This is a genomic window from uncultured Shimia sp. (assembly GCF_913054185.1).
Lineage (GTDB): Bacteria > Pseudomonadota > Alphaproteobacteria > Rhodobacterales > Rhodobacteraceae > Shimia.
Genome location: NZ_CAJXIV010000092.1, coordinates 1 through 16,942, shown reverse-complemented (window position 1 = coordinate 16,942; position 16,942 = coordinate 1). Strand labels below are relative to the sequence as shown.

Annotated in this window: 17 protein-coding genes; 11 read left to right on the top strand and 6 right to left on the bottom strand. The window is 55.9% G+C overall.

Annotation, left to right across the window (positions count from 1 at the left end; all coding sequences use genetic code 11):
- Positions 1–41 precede the first annotated feature (41 nt).
- Together phnE and QZ517_RS16290 are read left to right on the top strand one after the other, a co-directional pair.
- The gene (gene phnE / locus QZ517_RS16295) at positions 42–1,367 is read left to right on the top strand and encodes a phosphonate ABC transporter, permease protein PhnE (RefSeq protein ID WP_294228704.1); all 1,326 of its coding nucleotides are present in this window, start codon (positions 42–44) and stop codon (positions 1,365–1,367) included.
- A gap of 54 nt (positions 1,368–1,421) precedes the next feature.
- Positions 1,422–2,039 (top strand): chloramphenicol acetyltransferase, encoded by a 618-nt coding sequence (locus tag QZ517_RS16290; RefSeq protein ID WP_294228701.1) that lies wholly within the window; start codon positions 1,422–1,424, stop codon positions 2,037–2,039.
- Positions 2,040–2,050: 11 nt separating this feature from the next.
- Here the strand turns inward: QZ517_RS16290 and QZ517_RS16285 are convergent, their stop codons facing one another.
- Positions 2,051–3,232, bottom strand: coding sequence for an alpha-D-ribose 1-methylphosphonate 5-triphosphate diphosphatase (locus tag QZ517_RS16285; RefSeq protein WP_294228698.1), 1,182 nt, complete (start codon positions 3,230–3,232; stop codon positions 2,051–2,053).
- Positions 3,233–3,331: 99 nt separating this feature from the next.
- Positions 3,332–4,045 carry a phosphonate metabolism transcriptional regulator PhnF gene (gene phnF / locus QZ517_RS16280; RefSeq protein ID WP_294228695.1) on the bottom strand — a complete coding sequence of 238 codons (714 nt, stop codon included), beginning with the start codon at positions 4,043–4,045 and terminating at the stop codon, positions 3,332–3,334.
- 124 nt (positions 4,046–4,169) lie between these two features.
- Here phnF and phnG point away from each other — a divergent pair, with 124 nt between their 5' ends.
- Genes phnG through QZ517_RS16245 form a run of 7 tightly spaced genes read left to right on the top strand, consistent with a single transcriptional unit; the run spans position 4,170 to position 9,180 of the window.
- Complete coding sequence (phnG, locus tag QZ517_RS16275; RefSeq protein ID WP_294228691.1) at positions 4,170–4,616, top strand: phosphonate C-P lyase system protein PhnG; 447 nt, start codon at positions 4,170–4,172, stop codon at positions 4,614–4,616.
- Positions 4,613–5,182 (top strand): phosphonate C-P lyase system protein PhnH, encoded by a 570-nt coding sequence (phnH, locus tag QZ517_RS16270; protein WP_294228687.1) that lies wholly within the window; start codon positions 4,613–4,615, stop codon positions 5,180–5,182. Before phnG ends, phnH begins: the two co-directional genes overlap by 4 nt.
- Positions 5,182–6,276 (top strand): carbon-phosphorus lyase complex subunit PhnI, encoded by a 1,095-nt coding sequence (locus tag QZ517_RS16265; protein ID WP_294228685.1) that lies wholly within the window; start codon positions 5,182–5,184, stop codon positions 6,274–6,276. Before phnH ends, QZ517_RS16265 begins: the two co-directional genes overlap by 1 nt.
- Positions 6,273–7,154, top strand: a complete 882-nt coding sequence (locus QZ517_RS16260) for an alpha-D-ribose 1-methylphosphonate 5-phosphate C-P-lyase PhnJ (RefSeq protein ID WP_294228682.1) — start codon at positions 6,273–6,275, stop codon at positions 7,152–7,154. The genes QZ517_RS16265 and QZ517_RS16260 overlap by 4 nt, the downstream gene beginning before the upstream one ends.
- Positions 7,151–7,921 carry a phosphonate C-P lyase system protein PhnK gene (gene phnK, locus QZ517_RS16255; RefSeq protein ID WP_294228679.1) on the top strand — a complete coding sequence of 257 codons (771 nt, stop codon included), beginning with the start codon at positions 7,151–7,153 and terminating at the stop codon, positions 7,919–7,921. The genes QZ517_RS16260 and phnK overlap by 4 nt, the downstream gene beginning before the upstream one ends.
- A 27-nt stretch (positions 7,922–7,948) precedes the next feature.
- Complete coding sequence (gene phnL, locus QZ517_RS16250; protein WP_164645216.1) at positions 7,949–8,641, top strand: phosphonate C-P lyase system protein PhnL; 693 nt, start codon at positions 7,949–7,951, stop codon at positions 8,639–8,641.
- Positions 8,641–9,180 (top strand): phosphonate metabolism protein/1,5-bisphosphokinase (PRPP-forming) PhnN, encoded by a 540-nt coding sequence (locus tag QZ517_RS16245; RefSeq protein WP_164645217.1) that lies wholly within the window; start codon positions 8,641–8,643, stop codon positions 9,178–9,180. Before phnL ends, QZ517_RS16245 begins: the two co-directional genes overlap by 1 nt.
- Here QZ517_RS16245 and QZ517_RS16240 read toward each other — a convergent pair.
- Positions 9,141–9,845, bottom strand: a complete 705-nt coding sequence (locus tag QZ517_RS16240; RefSeq protein ID WP_294228671.1) for a DUF1045 domain-containing protein — start codon at positions 9,843–9,845, stop codon at positions 9,141–9,143. The two genes, QZ517_RS16245 and QZ517_RS16240, sit on opposite strands and share 40 nt — an antisense overlap.
- A 52-nt stretch (positions 9,846–9,897) precedes the next feature.
- Here QZ517_RS16240 and QZ517_RS16235 point away from each other — a divergent pair, with 52 nt between their 5' ends.
- Entirely contained in the window at positions 9,898–11,043 is a 1,146-nt protein-coding gene (locus QZ517_RS16235) for an alpha-D-ribose 1-methylphosphonate 5-triphosphate diphosphatase (protein ID WP_294228668.1), read from the top strand.
- Between the two features lie 118 nt (positions 11,044–11,161).
- Here the strand turns inward: QZ517_RS16235 and QZ517_RS16230 are convergent.
- Together QZ517_RS16230 and QZ517_RS16225 are read right to left on the bottom strand one after the other, a co-directional pair.
- Positions 11,162–11,919 (bottom strand): IS5 family transposase gene (locus QZ517_RS16230; protein WP_294228666.1). Its coding sequence is split into 2 segments (ribosomal slippage): positions 11,162–11,601 and positions 11,601–11,919, totalling 759 coding nucleotides; the frame shifts between segments, so codons are not numbered across the junction.
- 257 nt (positions 11,920–12,176) lie between these two features.
- A complete protein-coding gene (locus QZ517_RS16225; RefSeq protein ID WP_294228664.1) occupies positions 12,177–12,725 on the bottom strand; it encodes a kinase inhibitor in 549 nt (182 codons plus the stop codon).
- A gap of 790 nt (positions 12,726–13,515) precedes the next feature.
- On the opposite strand from QZ517_RS16225, the gene QZ517_RS16220 reads away from it, so the two are divergent.
- Positions 13,516–14,961 (top strand): amidase, encoded by a 1,446-nt coding sequence (locus QZ517_RS16220; RefSeq protein WP_294228661.1) that lies wholly within the window; start codon positions 13,516–13,518, stop codon positions 14,959–14,961.
- Between the two features lie 142 nt (positions 14,962–15,103).
- Here QZ517_RS16220 and QZ517_RS16215 read toward each other — a convergent pair.
- Positions 15,104–16,942: pyruvate carboxylase subunit B (locus tag QZ517_RS16215; protein ID WP_294228658.1), on the bottom strand; the 1,839-nt coding region annotated here is incomplete at its 5' end.

Sequence of the window (16,942 nt, the reverse complement as noted above, 5' to 3'; positions counted from 1 at the left end):
CGCGAGCGCCTGACCCACGGCAAAACACAAAAGGCGACGTCATGACCATCACAGCCAATGAAACCGATCTGCTGAAGGTCGAGGCCGACCGCCTGTTTGGCCGTAAGAAACTGATGAGCTTTGGCCTGCCGGCCATCGTGATCGCCTATCTGACCTACATCTTCTTTGCCTTTGACATTCCGGGCCTGACCCAACGGTTTGAGGTCGACAATGCCCGCGCGTTGGTGGCGGACAGCTACAGCTATAAGACCCACATCGCGCGGGACAACCGAACGGGAGAGGTCACTGCCGCCATCGAGGGTGAGCGCAAGGGCACCTATCCAGAGGGCACTGCGCCTGAGTGGGTGACTTTGGGGGCTGCCGAGACGGTGATTGATCTGGGCGATAGTCATGTTGTGACCTACGGCCCAGACAATTTTGTCAGCTACGACGTGCCAGGCTACGGCTTGATTACAGCACAGCCTAGCCGCAGCAAAGGTGTGCAAGCGGTCTTGCCGACCGAAGCCGTGCCAGAGTGGATCAACGCCTCCAAAAACCGCATGACAATCACCACCGATGCCGGCCGATTGACCATCACGCGCAACCGCACGGAGGTGTTTCGGTATTTCACTGGCTGGGAGTTGTTTTTCTTCACACTCGATAGTCCGTATTCCGGCCTGAGCGTAGGTGAAGTGATGTCATGCGCTTTGGGTGGTGAGCACGCCGAAATCTGGCAAGACTTTTGGACAAACAAGATGTGGCGGCACGCCGATGTTGCCTGGGCAATCTTTGAAACCATGCTAATGGCCTTCCTTGGCACCATGGGGGCTGCCATTGTGGCGCTGCCTCTAGCCTTTCTGGCGGCCAAGAATTTCACCCCGTTGGTGCTGATCCGACAGGTTACCCGCCGTTTCTTTGACTTCTTCCGTGGTGTGGATGCGTTGATCTGGACAATCATTCTGTCGCGCGCTTTTGGGCCGGGGCCTTTAACTGGTGCACTGGCGATCCTGATCACGGATACCGGCAGCTTTGGCAAAATGTTCTCTGAGGCGCTAGAAAACGTGGACAAGAAACAGATCGAAGGCATCCAATCCACCGGCGCCAAACCGGTGCAACGCTACCGCTTTGGCGTGATCCCACAGATCACCCCAATCTTGTTGAGCCAGATTCTCTACTATCTGGAGAGCAACACCCGCAGCGCAACTATCATTGGCGCCATTACCGGTGGCGGCATTGGTCTCTTGCTCACGCAAGCCATGATCACCCAGAAAGATTGGGAAGAAGTGACCTACTACATCGTGCTCATCATTTTGATGGTGATGATCATGGATTGGTTCTCCGGCTGGCTGCGCCGCAAGCTCATCACCGGTGACGAAAGCGGTCACTGATCGATTTCTCCTTCGATTAGAATGTTTATTCAAAAAACGAAACGGGAGAGAACAATGCCCAAGCTCTCAGCAGACACGCCGCTGATCCACGACAATTGCATACTGCACGACGCCACTTTTGGGCGGTATGTGGAGATCGGACAAAGCAGCCGGATCATCTCGGCCCATTTTGATGACTATTCCTACTGTGATCGGATGGCAGAAGTGGCCAATGCCAGAATTGGCAAGTTTGCAAATATTGCTGCCTTTAGCCGGATAGGGGCGACTGATCATCCGATGGAAAACGCGTCGCTGCATCATTTTCTGTATCGATCAAACGACTACTTTGACGACGTCGAACCTCATTCGGAGTTCTTTGCGCATCGCCAGAGCCGTGTGGCCACCATTGGTCATGACACCTGGATTGGTCATGGGGCTATGATCAAACCTGAGGTAAGATTGGGCCACGGCAGCATCGTGGCCAGCGGTGCTGTAGTGACCAAGGATGTGCCACCTTACATGATTGTGGCGGGCATGCCGGCGACGCCCCTGCGCAGACGGTTCAGTGAGACCGTGGCAGATCGCTTGATGGACTTGGCCTGGTGGGATTGGAGCCATGTCCGCTTGCGCGACGCGCTCGCTGATTTTCGCGCACTGAAAGCTGAAGCGTTTCTGGAAAAATACGAGCGCTGAACACTGGCGGTCTATTCGGCTGCCAAATGTGACGTCGGTTGGTTGGCGAAGAAGCGATGCGCGGCTTCGCCAGTCAAATGCGAGATGCGCCCGCCAGAAATGGTGCCTTCAACCGCATGTGTCTGTTCATTTACGATTGCGATGTCGGCACGTTGACCTGGCGCAAGCCCACCGCAGTCGTTCAATCCCATGATCTCTGCCGCATTGCTCGAAATCATGGCCCAGGCTTTGGGAAGGTCACACAGACCTTCATCGACCATGCGAAAAGCGGCTTTGGACAGAGCCGGATAGTGGTAATCTGAGACCAGCACGTCGCAAAGGTCATCCCCAACCAAACGTGACGCCTTGATGTTGCCGGCCTGGCTGCCGCCTCGCACGATGTTGGGGGCGCCCATGACGACATGATCTCCAACGGCCTTAGCAACCGCTGCGGGCCCGCGCGCGGTTGGGAATTCACAAACGCGCGCACCGAGAACAGAATAGCGCTCACGGGTATCGCCATCCGGATCGTCATGACTGCCGTACCGCACACCGAGAGTGTCGAAACTTTCCGCCAAGGAACAGAGATAGCGCGGTACGCGTGGGCTTTGGTCAAAGGCGGCGCGTACGAGACGCATATGCTCCTCGGGTGAGCGACCAGCCTTTTTGGCCCAGAGTGTAATTTCATCCGGTTGTTCGCGTGCCAGAAACAGCGCCTCTTCGAGGTGGTTGTTGAACACCACATAGTCGATACCGTGCTTTTTGATGGCGTTAAGTAGCCGGTCGCCGGTGTCCACGGTGTGTGTTTCACAGCGGACCTGAATGCGCAGATCCGTCACGGAGTGATCGCGGTAGTGATCCATGGCCGACATCAGGGTTTCAGCCGCATCTGGCCCACGGTGTCCACCTTCCCAGCTCCAGCTTTGCGCCAACCATGCGGTTGTCACGCCATTGGCCGCTGCGTCGCGATCGGTTGCCCGCAGCCCCATTTCCAATGGAAACGGCGCCGATGGGCGTGGTGCAATGTGGCGTTCAAAGGCGTCTCCGTGCATGTCGATTATGCCGGGCAATACCAAATAACCGGAGAGGTCCACCTCAGGCACAGGGCCAGTGGTGATCACCCCGTGCTCAAGCGCAAGGGTGCCTTCCTCAAGGCGGCCGTTGCGCAGAATTTGGGCGCCGGTCAGGCGCAGGGAGAGGGTCGGTCTAGACATGGGGGTGCTCAATATGATTTTGCCCCATCTATAGGAGGTTTATGTGTCGCCTGCGTGACGCGCCCCGGTCCGGATCTCCGGAGTTTGCGCGAAACGGCACTATTCTGACAATGTGAGAGTGACGCGGTCTCCCGCAAACCATGTTGTGCCAAATTCCACTGGTTCCTGGCATGCATCCACGTTCACGCCGACCGAGCGTAGGATTGGGTCTCCCTCGGTCAGGCGCAGGTGCAACGCTTGCGTAGCTGTCGCGCGTTTCGCCGTGAGGCGTGTCCAAGCGCGGGTGTAGTCCTGCACATTGTTGGCTTTGAGCGCGGCTGTGACCGATCGCAACTCGGCCAACTGAGTGGTCATGTCTGGGAAACGTGTTTCGGGGAAGACACTGCGAAAAACCGCAATTGGTTGATCATCGGCAAGCGACAGCCCGTCATAAACATGCACGCAGGCGCCTTCGGGTAGCTGCAGAGCTTCTATTTCTTTGGCATCGGCCGCGCGGGTTTCCAGATGCAGAACTTCCTTGCCGGGCAGTCGGCCCGCCTGTTCCAGATTGCGATGGAAGCGCACTCGCCGACCAATGGCATAGTCCGTGGGCACCTGGGCAACAAACACACCTGCGCCGCGCCGGGCATGCACCAAGCCATTCTCGGACATGGATTTTATCGCGTGCCTGACGGTGTGACGATTGACACCAAACCGCGCAGACAGCTCAGCTTCTGTGGGCAGCTTGTCTCCGGGGCTATAGCGGCCTTCGGTGATGTCTTCCGTGAGGGCGGTGGCAATGGATTGCCAGATCGGGGTGCGTTTGGCGGTCATGGTTTGGTCAGTTACTGCTCTGTGTCATGAAAACTTCATGGGTCTCAGGATTGCGCGACTCGCGTCGCAACGCTAGTATTTGTCTAGTTGTATAGTAATGTAGACAAATTCACAAGGTGTCTAGATGACCGCAGAAAATAACAGACGCGCCTGGATGTCGCTGCTTGCCAAGGCGCCTGCAGACCGGCTGAACGTGCTTTGGCAAGCGCACGGCGCCACCCCGGCCTTTCATTGGCTGCGTGCACCCGAAATAGGCGCCTCGATGGTGCGCGGGCGGCTTGGTGGAACTGGTGCGCCCTTCAATCTTGGCGAAATGACCTTGACCCGCTGCGCGTTGCAGCTGGAGAGCGGCGAATTGGGGCATGGCTATGTGCAGGGGCGCGATAAAGCCAAAGCACGGATCGCGGCGTTGGTGGATGCCTTGATGCAAGGACCGGAAGCGGAAGTGGTCGCGGCCGCCATCCTGACGCCGCTGGAGCTCGAAATGGCAGAGGCCAAAACCGATAGGGCGGAAAAAGCCGCTGCCACAAAGGTGGATTTCTTCACCATGGTGCGGGGAGAAGACTCATGAATACAGAGGTCTTGAAAGGCGGCTTTGGGAATGCTCCGGTGGATGCGGCCTACGCCTTCCGTGCTGCTATGAACGCTATGGCCTGTCCCGGTACAGTGGAAGTCTTGCAAGGTGCGCAGCCGCCTGCGCCGGTCAGCGTGGCTGCGGGCACACTTCTATTGACGTTATGTGATCCGGACACGCCTCTACATCTGGCGGGTGACTTCGATTGCGAAGATGTACGCGCGTGGGTTTCCTTCCACATCGGTGCCCCTGTTGTGGCGGCGGAGTTTTCCATGTTTGCCCTCGGCTCATGGGAGGCACTGGCTCCCCTGAGCCGCTTTGCCATTGGCACACCGGAGTATCCAGACCGCTCCGCCACATTGATTGTTGAACAGGAGGTGCTGGCGCAGGAAGGCATGGCCCTGCGCGGCCCTGGCATCAAGGACAGTGTAACTATGTCTTTACCGGAGACAGAGGCGTTTCAGATGAACGCCATGCTTTTCCCATTGGGTCTCGATTTCTTTTTCACCAGCGGTGATCAGGTATCAGCGCTTCCACGAACGACTAAAGTGGAGGTGGCTTGATGTATGTAGCAGTGAAAGGCGGCGAGCGCGCGATTGATAACGCCCACGCGTGGTTGGCGGAAGAACGGCGCGGGGATCTGAATGTAGCGGAATTGTCCGTGTCACAGATCCGTGAGCAACTGAGCCTAGCCGTGAACCGTGTGATGGCCGAGGGTTCACTTTACGATCCTGATCTGGCAGCGCTGGCGATAAAGCAAGCGCGCGGTGATATGATCGAGGCGATCTTCCTCATTCGTGCTTATCGCACCACCCTGCCGCGTTTCGGGGCTTCGACACCGGTGGAAACCGAGGCAATGGCTTGTGATCGCCGAATTTCGGCGACCTTTAAAGATGCACCAGGTGGGCAAGTTCTGGGGCCGACGTTTGACTATACTCATCGTCTGTTAGATTTTGCACTGGCCGCCGATGGCGAGGTTCCTAGCACCGCAAAAGGCGAGGCGCGGTTAGAGTCAACCCCGCACATCACCGACTTTCTCAACAAAGAGGGGCTGATCCAGGCCGAAGCGACTTCAGAGGACGTGCCAGGTGATTTAACGCGGGAACCCTTGGAATTGCCGGCCAACCGTCCGCTGCGTCTGCAAGCGCTGACCAGGGGGGATGAGGGTTTTGTTCTGTCGATGGCTTACTCCACACAGCGTGGCTACGCGCGCAACCATGCCTTTGTGGGTGAGTTGCGTATCGGCAAAGTGCCGGTGGAGATGGATATCCCGGAGCTAGGCTTTGCCATTGAAATCGGAGAGGTCGAACTGACCGAATGTGAGACTGTGAACCAGTTTCAGGGCTCCAAAACAGAGCCCCCACAGTTCACCCGTGGTTATGGCCTGGTGTTTGGTCAGTCAGAGCGCAAGTCAATTTCCATGGCGCTGGTGGATCGGGCCTTGCGTTGGGAAGAACTAGGCGAGGACAACCTTGGCGCCCCGGCGCAGGACGAGGAGTTTGTACTCTATCACTCTGACAACATTCAGGCGACGGGCTTCTTGGAGCACATCAAACTGCCGCACTACGTGGATTTCCAGTCTGAACTGGAGTTGATCCGCAAGCTGCGCCGCGAAGCTTTGGAGAACGCAAACCCCATTCAGGAGGCCGCAGAATGAGCGACTACAACTTTGCTTATCTGGATGAACAGACCAAGCGCATGATCCGGCGCGCAATCCTCAAAGGACTCGCCATTCCGGGGTACCAAGTGCCTTTTGCAAGCCGCGAAATGCCGATGCCTTATGGTTGGGGCACAGGGGGTGTGCAGGTCTCCGCGGCCACATTGACGCCAGCTGACACCCTCAAGGTTATCGACCAGGGTGCGGATGACACCACCAACGCTGTGTCGATCCGCAAATTCTTTGAGAAAACCGCTGGGGTGGCAACGACGGAAGAAACCGGTGCAGCCAGCATCATTCAAACTCGCCACCGCATCCCCGAAGAAGACCTGCGTGAGGATCAGATACTGGTCTATCAGGTGCCAATTCCAGAACCGCTGAGGTTCCTAGAGCCCTCGGAGATTGAGACCCGCAAGATGCACAGTCTGGAAGAATATGGCCTCATGCATGTAAAGCTCTATGAGGACATCGCCAAACACGGTGCGATTGCGACCTCCTATGCCTATCCGGTGAAAGTGGAAGGGCGCTACGTGATGGACCCGTCACCGATTCCGAAATTTGATAATCCAAAGATGGAAATGGCGGCTATCCAACTGTTTGGTGCAGGGCGCGAACAGCGGATCTATGCGTTGCCGCCGTATTGCAAGGTCGTGAGCCTTGATTTTGAAGACTTTCCGTTTGAGGCCAGCAAAGCGGACCACGCTTGTGACATGTGTGGAGCAACCGACAGCTATCTGGATGAGGTCATCATGGATGATTCCGGTGGGCGGATGTTTGTCTGCTCCGACACCGATTATTGCACGGGCCGCCGCCAAGCGGGGCACATAGGCGCGCAAGCTGCCGCTGCAAGCGCAGCTCTTGAGGAGACAGCCGTATGACGCCGCTTCTGAAAGTTGAGAACATCAGCAAGTTTTACGGCCGCAGAATTGGCTGCAAAGACGTGAATTTTGACCTCTATCCGGGAGAGGTCATGGGAATTGTTGGGGAGAGTGGGTCAGGCAAGTCGACTTTGCTCAACTGCCTCGCTGGGCATCTCAATCCAGAAATCGGCGAGGTTTTGTTCGAAATGCGCGACGGTGCCATGCGCGATACGGTCACAATGAGTGAACCGGAACGGCGGATGCTCAGCCGCACCGACTGGGCTTTTGTGCACCAACATGCGCGAGACGGGTTGCGCATGAATGTAAGCGCCGGGGGCAATGTGGGCGAGCGGTTGATGGCTGTTGGCGCACGGCATTACGGCAATATTCGCGAGAACGCGATCGACTGGCTTGGTCGTGTGGAGATTAGCGACACACGTGTGGATGATCGCCCATCGCAGTTTTCCGGAGGCATGCAACAGCGCTTGCAAATTGCGCGTAATCTGGTGACCGGGCCGCGGTTGGTATTCATGGACGAGCCCACTGGTGGCTTGGATGTTTCGGTGCAAGCCCGCCTTCTGGACCTCGTGCGCGGGCTTGTGCGTGAAATGGGGCTGAGTGCTATCATTGTGACGCACGACCTTGCCGTAGTGCGACTCTTGGCGGACCGCCTGATGGTGATGAAGGACGGCCATGTGGTCGAAACCGGCCTGACCGATCAAGTGCTGGATGATCCGCAACATGCCTATACCCAGCTGCTTGTCAGCTCGGTTTTGCAAGTGTGACCCCAAGGTTTTGAGAAAGACATACAGATGATTGAGATCAAAAATCTTAGCAAGACCTTCACGTTGCACAATCAGGGCGGTGTGATCATTCCGGTTATGCAGGGGGCAGAACTCACAGTGGCACCTGGCAAATGTGTCGCTCTAACCGGTGCCTCTGGCGCGGGAAAATCGACGCTAATGCGGATGATATACGGAAATTACCTTTCTGCAGGCGGATCGATTTTGGTAGGCGGTGTGGATGTGGTCACTGCGGAACCGCGTGAGATAATGGCGCTGCGCCGGGAAGTTCTAGGCTATGTGAGCCAGTTCCTGCGTGTGGTGCCACGGGTGCCCACTTTGGATGTGGTGGCCGACCCGCTGTTGGCCGTTGGGGTTGACTCCGATACCGCACGCGATCGGGCTCGTGATCTGTTGGCACGGCTCAATATCCCAGAACGGTTGTGGTCCCTGTCGCCGACCTCTTTTTCTGGCGGCGAGCAGCAGCGCGTGAATATTGCGCGTGGCTTTGCGCATACCTATCCGGCAATGCTGTTGGATGAACCTACGGCGAGCCTGGATGCCGTCAATCGCGAAACCGTGCTGAGCCTCATTGAGGAAGCCAAGGCAGGCGGAGCAGCAATTATCGGGATCTTCCACGACGAAGCGGCGCGCGATCGGGTGTGTGATCGGGAAATCGATGTCTCTGTCTACACCCCCAACGTCACGAAGGGAGCGGCATGATGACAACCAAGGTTGTTGGTGTTGTCGGTCCTTCCGGCGTTGGCAAAGATTCCGTGATGGAAGCCATGGCAGCGCTGCGCAAAGATATCCAACTGGTTCGACGGGTGATCACCCGGCCGGCCGGAGCAGGAGGTGAAAAATCGATCGGCGCCACAGAAGCTGAGTTTGATGATCAGGTTGCGCAGGACCATTTTCAACTATGGTGGGCCGCGCATGGCCTGCGTTACGGCGTGCCGCGTGCCGCGGTCGATGCCCCGGGAGCTTCCATAGTTCTGGTAAACTTGTCACGCGGTATTTTGGATCAGGCGCGAGCGGCCTTTGACGACTTTGCGGTCTTGTCACTCAAGGCAAGAACCGAAACGTTGGGCGACCGTTTGACGGCACGCGGCCGGGAAACCTCAGCGGAGATCGTCGCGCGTCTAGAGCGTGCGGGTAGCATGCGCCCGCAAGGTGATGATGTGATCGAAATCTCCAACGACGGGCCGTTAGGCGAGACGGTTCAGCGCGCCTTGGCTGCGCTGCAACCGGTGAGGGCATGACGGTGGATTTCGTGGAACATCCCGTCGTGCGTCTCGCCGACCAACGTCAGGCTCTCGACCTTAAAGGGCCGCGGCAGCAGCGGCGCGATATGGGGATCAAGCGCTTCCATAGTGGCCTCTACGTCGCGGCCAAGGTCACCAGTCAGCGTGATGTGGAATCGGAACTCTTCCATCACATAGGGATATCCCCATTTCGCCAAAAGCGCCTCCTGAGTGGTCGACAAATTGGCCTTTCGGCGTCGCGCCAATTCGACCTCATTCGGCGTGGCACGAAATGGGTCCAATTCGAGGACCACCGTGTCCGCCAATTCAGCAAGTGGAGTCTGATCGCCGTCGATCTTGAGCGCAATGAAGTTTCCCAGTTGTGTCAAAAACAGACCGTCCAAAGTGACCGGAGCCAATGTGGTGCACAGCGCCTCAAAACACATTGCGAGCCCGTCGGCGTCCGTGCCGTCAGCCAAGAAGAACGGTGGTTTTATCGTGCCGTGCAGCCCGTATTTGCGTGGGGTCGCTGTAATTTCAGAGATTTTTTGAGGCAAACTTTCTACGGCCAGGTGGGCGACTGTTTGGCCCGCAACAGGGTCCCAACCCAACCAAGACCTCCCGAAATCCGCCAGTGCGCCAGGGTGCGGAGTGTAGTAAACGCCGTATCTTTGAAACTGCATGGTGCCTCTTTCAACCTTTTGACAGCGAATGCCAACAATGCGTGACACCCACATGACACATGAGATGATCCTTGCAAATGCCACCCTCGTTTTGCCCGAGGAAACCATCACTGGCTCAATTGTGGTGCGTGACGGGCACATCGTCGACATGGCGCCGGGCGCATCGGTTCCTACTGGAGCTGAGGATTGCGACGGCGATTTTGTGGCGCCAGGGCTGGTGGAATTACACACAGACAATCTGGAGCGACATATGAAGCCGCGCCCTAAGGTGGATTGGCCTCATCAGGCCGCGATTGTGGCCCATGATGCAGAACTGGCAAGCGTTGGCATTACAACCGTATTTGATGCGCTTCGGGTTGGGTCGATCCTCTCAGATGAGCGGCGCAATTACGGAAAATACGCGCGCTCTGTGGCAGACGAGATCTTGTCGATGCGCAATAGCGGCGCGTTGCGCATCAGCCACCATATTCATTTGCGAGCCGAAACCTGCTCAGAGACCCTTGTGGAAGAATTGGGCGAGTTTGGTCCTGAGGATCGGGTTGGTATTGTCAGTTTGATGGATCATACGCCTGGCCAGCGGCAATTCACCGATGTGTCCAAATTTGAAGCCTATGTACGCGGAAAATATGCGATGGATGAAGGCAGTTTTGGAGACTACGTCCAGTTTCTGCACGGGCTGCATACCAAGCTTGGCAAGGCCCATGAAGAAGCAACTGTGGCTGCGGCCGCCAGATTTGGTGCGGTTTTGGCCAGCCATGATGACACCACGGCGGAGCAAGTGGCAACTTCGGCGGAGTATGGCATCCATTTGGCTGAGTTTCCGACCACGTTGGAAGCGGCACAGGCTAACCGTGCGCATGGCATTGCCAATATCATGGGAGGCCCCAACTTGGTTCGGGGCGGAAGCCATTCAGGCAACGTCGCCGCAATCGATCTGGCGCAACAGGGCTTGTTGGACATTCTCAGTTCGGATTACGTACCGTCGTCTCTTTTGCTGGGAGCGGTGATGTTGGGCAATGCATGGGGCAACATGGCCAAGGGGTTGCATACCGTGACAGCAGCGCCGGCGCACTACACAAACTTACATGACCGTGGGAGACTATCGGTTGGTTTCCAGGCGGATTTGATCCGCTTTCGATTGACAGACGGGGTGCCCACACTGCGTGCTGTATGGCACAAAGGTAATCGAATTGCCTAGCTTCCGCCCAAAGGGGCAATTCGAGAACGTTAGAGGTTTAAAGCCCTTTGGTCCAATCACGGTTCAATTCCAGGTCACCCATCAAATCTAACGACATGAATGGTGCTAGGCTCAGGACTCATAACCAGAATATTACGGTTGCGGCGAGAGCGATGGCCGAAAGGAACACCTTGGGGCACCTGTCATAGCGTGTTGCTACGCGCCTCCAATCTTTCAAACGGCCAAACATGATCTCGATACGATTGCGGCGTTTGTATCGACGTTTGTCATATTTGACGGCCTTGCCGCGTGACTTTCGTCCGGGGATGCAAGGCGATATTCCCATACCTACAAGGGCTTCACAGAACCAATCCGCGTCATAGCCGCGATCCCCAAGCAGCCAGTCGGCTGCGGGCAAGCGCCTCACAAGAGCTCTCGCCCCAGTGTAGTCGCTTACTTGACCGGCGGTCATGAAGAACCGAATGGGCCACCCAACCGTGTCGGTCACTGCATGCAACTTTGTGTTCATACCACCTTTGGTGCGCCCTATCAGACGTCCACGCCCCCCTTTTTGACCGACAAGCTGGAAGCTGTCCGGTGGGCTTTGAGGTAGGTCGCGTCGATAGAAATCGTTTTGTTGTCAGGCGCTTCAGCGGCAAGCCCCTCCATGATCCGGGCAAATACACCCATATCGCTCCACCGCTTCCAACGGTTGTAGAGCGTCTTTGCAGGCCCGTACTCCTTGGGTGCATCACGCCAGCGTAAGCCGTTGCGATTGATAAAGATAATACCACTCAATACCCGCCGATCATCGACGCGTGGTACACCGTGGCTCTTCGGAAAATAGGGGCGAAGCCGTGCCATTTGATCTTCATTCAGCCAGTAAAGATTGCTCATATTACCCCCGCAGTTTGGGAGATTGAATCACGCCGAACCGACAACCTCAATCAGATTAATAGGTCCTGAGCCTAGCCTTTCACCTTCCGCAATGTCGGAAATAATCAGGGAGGATGATGGTGTGTTGTTAGGAATTTCTTGTTCTTTTTTACTCCTGAGAGAGTGCCTGCCTGTTGTCAGTCCATCGGCATACATGCCCGGCTATTGTTCAAAAAAACCAGCCCCCCGGAGGCCGGACGGCTGGGATCGTGAGTGGATTAGCGAGTGTAAACTGCGGTAACTGTTGCGGAACCGAGCGAATTAGCACCGGTCATGAAGCCGACCAGCGCGGCGCTGGCGTTTTCGTCAAGGCCCAGTTTTTCGAGGCCAAGTGCATGAACGGTGAACACGTAGCGGTGCACTTCACCGGGAGGTGGGCAAGCACCGCCAAAGCCGGTTGCACCGAAGTCTGTTCGGCTCTGAATTGCCCCTTCCGGCATAGCGCCGTCGACCGATCCTGCGCCTTGATCCAGGGATGTCACCTTGGCCGAAATGTCGAACGCAACCCAGTGCCACCAGCCAGAGCCTGTCGGCGCATCAGGATCATAGGCGGTGACCACAAAGCTCTTTGTGCCTTCAGGTGCATTGCTCCAGGCCAGAGCCGGCGATGTGTTTCCACCTTCGCAACCGAACCCGTTGAGAACAAATTTGTTGTCCAGCGTCTGACCTTCAGCAACATCGCTGCTGGTCAGAGCAAACGGTTCGTCGGCAAAAGCCGGTGTGATAAAAGTTGCGGCGAAGGCAACAGCGGTGGTCAATGTCTTCATCGTGGGTCTCCATCAGATTTCATTCGGATGAATCCCATGTAGCAATCTACGCCCTTTACTGATTTTCACTACCGATCAAGGTTTTCCGTTATTCGATCAATCCACATCTCGCAGGCGCAGAATTTTTCCGGCATGATCTCGAAACTGCGTCCGAATGTGCCGCTAAAGCATTGACGAGAAAAAAAACACTGAAGGGCGACATCTGCCAATGTTTGAAGTATAGTCCAAATTCGAGTCAACGCGGCGGAAAACCGGGCGTCGCAAAATCGAACATGCAAAACTATCCCTTTTGCACTTGAGGGTTCAGCACAGGTTCGTTTCACGCCTGTCAAAATCATTAACCTCATTGAGGGCTTGCCAGTCCCGCTCAAAGTTACTCGCCAATAATGTCCGCCTCCGGTCGAGCAGGTTCACATTCTACAATGTCCTATGAACGGAATCAGCTTGATGTAACCACAACATAAGCCGTTAAACACAGAGGATTATGATGCTTTGGAACAATGAATGCTATCAATCCTTGTGCGGAGAACCACGACAAGGCCAATCTTGTTGACGCCCCTGCTCCAGAGGGGGGCGGGGCGTTCCTGTGCGCCTCCCTGTTGATAAATTGAAGGAATTTAACAAAAAATGATCGTTATCTGGAAGATATATTGAGCGTCACGCAGTATTTAATTAGATTTACCGACTGCGCAAAGGTGCGTTCTCCGATGCAAAGTCTACATAGAAGCCTGACAACCATTTTACGGCCAAATGAAAGCTTCAAAGGCGAAAACAATAGAGGGGTGGTTGAATGAACTATGTTGATTTTGATGCAGTAGGGCTAGCCGGGTTGGTACGCAACGGCGAGGTCTCGCCTGAAGAGCTTTTGACTTTTGCGATAGACCGAACACAAAAGGTCAATGATTTGATCAATGCTGTGGTCCTTGTGCAGGAGCAGACAGCACGTAAACTAATTAGAAACGGCTTACCGGAAGATGCGTTAAATGGTGTGCCATTTCTTTTAAAAGACCTCGGAGCTGCTGCGATAGACTTTCCGTCGCACATGGGCTCCAGGCTGACAAGCAACACAAAATTTAAGCAAAATTCGACATTGTATAACAGACTAGCGAGCGCAGGTCTTGTAACGTTCGGTCGAACCACTTCTCCTGAAAGTGGAATTGGTGCAACAACTGAGGCAAAAGTCTATGCAGGCCCAACGCGCAACCCTTGGAATCTAGAGCATTCTACAGGTGGGTCTTCTGGTGGTGCAGCAGCTGCAGTTGCAACAGGTATCGTTCCAGCAGCACATGCCTCCGATGGTGGAGGATCAATTAGAATCCCCGCGTCGTGCTGTGGTTTGTTCGGCTTCAAACCTAGCAGAGGTCTGCTTCCGAAGGGCCCAAATGCTGGTGAAGGCTGGGGAGGAATGAGCACCGACGGGTTTATTTCACGAAGCGTGCGCGATAGCGCTACGTTGCTTGATATTGTGAAAGGCTATGAATTTGGTTCACCGTATTCTGGGCCACATATGGATACAACTTTTACGCAATCGCTCCATACGGAGACTAAACCTCTGAAAATTGCCATTTGTGATACGACTTTTTCAGGCCTCTCCATCCATTCCGAATGCGTAAAAGCTGTCCGCAACACTGCCACAATTCTTGAGGACTTGGGGCACAGTGTTGAATATGCAAGCCCGGGAGCTGATCATTTTGGCCTGGCTCGCGCTTGGATGTGCATTGTGTCGTGTGGCGTAGCTCTCGACCTGCAGAAAGCTCAGGCAGAGCGCGGCGAGTGGGCGACGCTTGAAAACGTTGAACAAGTAACACTCAGTGCCGCAACCTACGCAAAAGAGGTAACCGGACAACAATATGTTGAGGCACTCGAGCTAATTCACAAATTTGGGAGAGATATGGCGACGTTTTTTAACAAATATGATTTACTATTAACTCCGACATTAGCCGAACCTCCAGCACTTCTTGGCCGTCTTTCTCATGAAGGAAAGGAATTTGAGCACTACCGTTTAGGAGATGGAATGATGTCGGAATACGCTCCTTTCACAGTGTGTTTTAACGCAAGTGGGCAACCTGCCGCCTCGCTACCGCTACATATGTCATCCGATGGTTTACCAATTGGTGTCCAGTTGGCCGCGCGGTTTGGCGAAGATAACACTTTGATGTCCGTTTGCCGACAATTGGAGGAGGCACGTCCGTGGTTCGCTAATTTTCCAACGTTAGACTCTACCGAGGCGGTATGATCGAGTTCACCTTGAAACGGGCCAATAGGAACGACGACGGGCCAAAATTCATTCCATTGAGAGCTGCCACACAATCAAAACCCGTAGAGTAGGATTGCGCCAGTTTCCGCAACAGCCCTTTTCTTGCAATGTTCATTCTACCTCAATCCAGCTCGACCAAGAGGTCCTTGGCGTCGATCTGACCACCGGCGCTGACATGCACCGCTTTCACGGTGGCTTCACGTTCAGCGTGGATGCCGGTTTCCATCTTCATCGCTTCGATGGTCAGAAGCAGGTCACCTTCATGCACCACCTGGCCCGCAGCCACAGCCACCGAGGCCACCACGCCGGGCATCGGCGCACCCACATGGGCCGGGTTGCTCTCTTCGGCTTTTGGACGGCTAGCGGTCGAGGCTTTGGCCAGGCGGTTCGGCACGCGGATCACCCGCGGTTGGCCGTTCAGCTCAAAGAACACTTTCACTTCGCCGTTCTCGTCGTTCTCACCAACCGCCTGCAACAGGATCTCCAGCGTTTTGCCTGGATCGATTTCCGCCTCGATCTCCTCACCTGGCTCCATGCCGTAAAAGAAAGTCTTGGTGGGCAGGGTGCGCACCGGGCCATAGGCGCGGTGACGCCCCATGTAATCCAGGAACACCTTGGGATACATCAGGTAACCGTTCAGATCCTCGTCATCGACATCGAAGCCTTCCAGCTCTTTCGACAGCTTGACGCGGGTTGTTTCCAAATCAATCGGTTCTAGATGTGCACCGGGCCGGTTCAGGTTCGGTGCGTCGTCTTTCAGCACCTTCTTGACGATGCAGTCCGGGAAGCCACCCGGGGGCTGGCCGAGGTTGCCGCGCATCATGTCGACAACCGAATCCGGGAAGGCCACATCCGTGTCGGGATTTTCCACGTCATCGCGGCTGAGGTTTTGGCTGACCATCATCAGCGCCATGTCGCCCACAACCTTGGACGAAGGCGTCACCTTCACAATGTCACCAAACATCTGGTTCACATCGGCGTAAGATTGCGCCACTTCAGGCCAACGCTCTTCCAGACCCAACGAACGCGCCTGTGCCTTGAGGTTGGTGAACTGGCCGCCGGGCATTTCGTGTAGGTACACTTCTGATGCGGGCGAGGCGTGGCCGCTTTCAAAAGCGACATACTGCCCGCGCACATGCTCCCAATAATCATTGATCTCGCGGATCGCTTCGATCGACAGGCCGGTGTCGCGGTCCGTGTGACGCAGTGCTTCGACAATTGAGCCCAGGCAGGGTTGTGAGGTACCGCCGGAAAACGCATCCATCGCCGCATCCACCGCATCCACACCCGCGGCTGAGGCCGCCAGAATGGTGGCGCCTGCAATGCCCGAGGTGTCATGGGTGTGGAAATGCAACGGGATCGAGATCTCGTCTTTCAGCGCCTTCACCAGCGCCGTGGCTGAGGCCGGTTTCAGAAGGCCCGCCATGTCCTTGAGGCCAAGGATATGCGCGCCCGCCGCTTCCAGCTCTTTCGCCATGCCGACATAGTATTTCAGGTCATATTTCGACCGGTCGGGGTTCAGGATGTCACCGGTGTAGCAGACGGTGCCTTCGACAATCTTGCCGTTTTCACCCACCGCATCCATCGCGACGCGCATGTTTTCGACCCAGTTGAGGCTGTCAAACACACGGAACACGTCAACACCGGTCTCGGCTGCCTGGCGGACAAATTCCTTGACCACATTGTCCGGGTAATTGGTGTAACCCACGCCATTGGACGCGCGCAGCAGCATTTGTGTCAGCACGTTCGGCATGGCAGTGCGCAGGTCGCGCAGGCGCTGCCACGGGCATTCCTGCAAGAAACGATAGGCCACGTCAAAGGTCGCGCCGCCCCAGCATTCGACTGAGAAGAGGTTGCTGAGGTTGGCCGCGTAAGCCGGGGCCGCCTTGATCATGTCGATCGAACGCATCCGGGTCGCCAGCAGCGACTGGTGCCCGTCGCGCATGGTGGTGTCGGTCAG

Excerpts from the sequence above, each read along its gene's own strand:
- phnE (WP_294228704.1), top strand. The coding sequence starts at position 42 with ATGACCATCACAGCCAATGAAACCGATCTGCTGAAGGTCGAGGCCGAC.
- QZ517_RS16290 (WP_294228701.1), top strand. The coding sequence starts at position 1,422 with ATGCCCAAGCTCTCAGCAGACACGCCGCTGATCCACGACAATTGCATA.
- QZ517_RS16285 (WP_294228698.1), bottom strand. The coding sequence starts at position 3,232 with ATGTCTAGACCGACCCTCTCCCTGCGCCTGACCGGCGCCCAAATTCTG.
- phnF (WP_294228695.1), bottom strand. The coding sequence starts at position 4,045 with ATGACCGCCAAACGCACCCCGATCTGGCAATCCATTGCCACCGCCCTC.
- phnG (WP_294228691.1), top strand. The coding sequence starts at position 4,170 with ATGACCGCAGAAAATAACAGACGCGCCTGGATGTCGCTGCTTGCCAAG.
- phnH (WP_294228687.1), top strand. The coding sequence starts at position 4,613 with ATGAATACAGAGGTCTTGAAAGGCGGCTTTGGGAATGCTCCGGTGGAT.
- QZ517_RS16265 (WP_294228685.1), top strand. The coding sequence starts at position 5,182 with ATGTATGTAGCAGTGAAAGGCGGCGAGCGCGCGATTGATAACGCCCAC.
- QZ517_RS16260 (WP_294228682.1), top strand. The coding sequence starts at position 6,273 with ATGAGCGACTACAACTTTGCTTATCTGGATGAACAGACCAAGCGCATG.
- phnK (WP_294228679.1), top strand. The coding sequence starts at position 7,151 with ATGACGCCGCTTCTGAAAGTTGAGAACATCAGCAAGTTTTACGGCCGC.
- phnL (WP_164645216.1), top strand. The coding sequence starts at position 7,949 with ATGATTGAGATCAAAAATCTTAGCAAGACCTTCACGTTGCACAATCAG.
- QZ517_RS16245 (WP_164645217.1), top strand. The coding sequence starts at position 8,641 with ATGACAACCAAGGTTGTTGGTGTTGTCGGTCCTTCCGGCGTTGGCAAA.
- QZ517_RS16240 (WP_294228671.1), bottom strand. The coding sequence starts at position 9,845 with ATGCAGTTTCAAAGATACGGCGTTTACTACACTCCGCACCCTGGCGCA.
- QZ517_RS16235 (WP_294228668.1), top strand. The coding sequence starts at position 9,898 with ATGACACATGAGATGATCCTTGCAAATGCCACCCTCGTTTTGCCCGAG.
- QZ517_RS16225 (WP_294228664.1), bottom strand. The coding sequence starts at position 12,725 with ATGAAGACATTGACCACCGCTGTTGCCTTCGCCGCAACTTTTATCACA.
- QZ517_RS16220 (WP_294228661.1), top strand. The coding sequence starts at position 13,516 with ATGAACTATGTTGATTTTGATGCAGTAGGGCTAGCCGGGTTGGTACGC.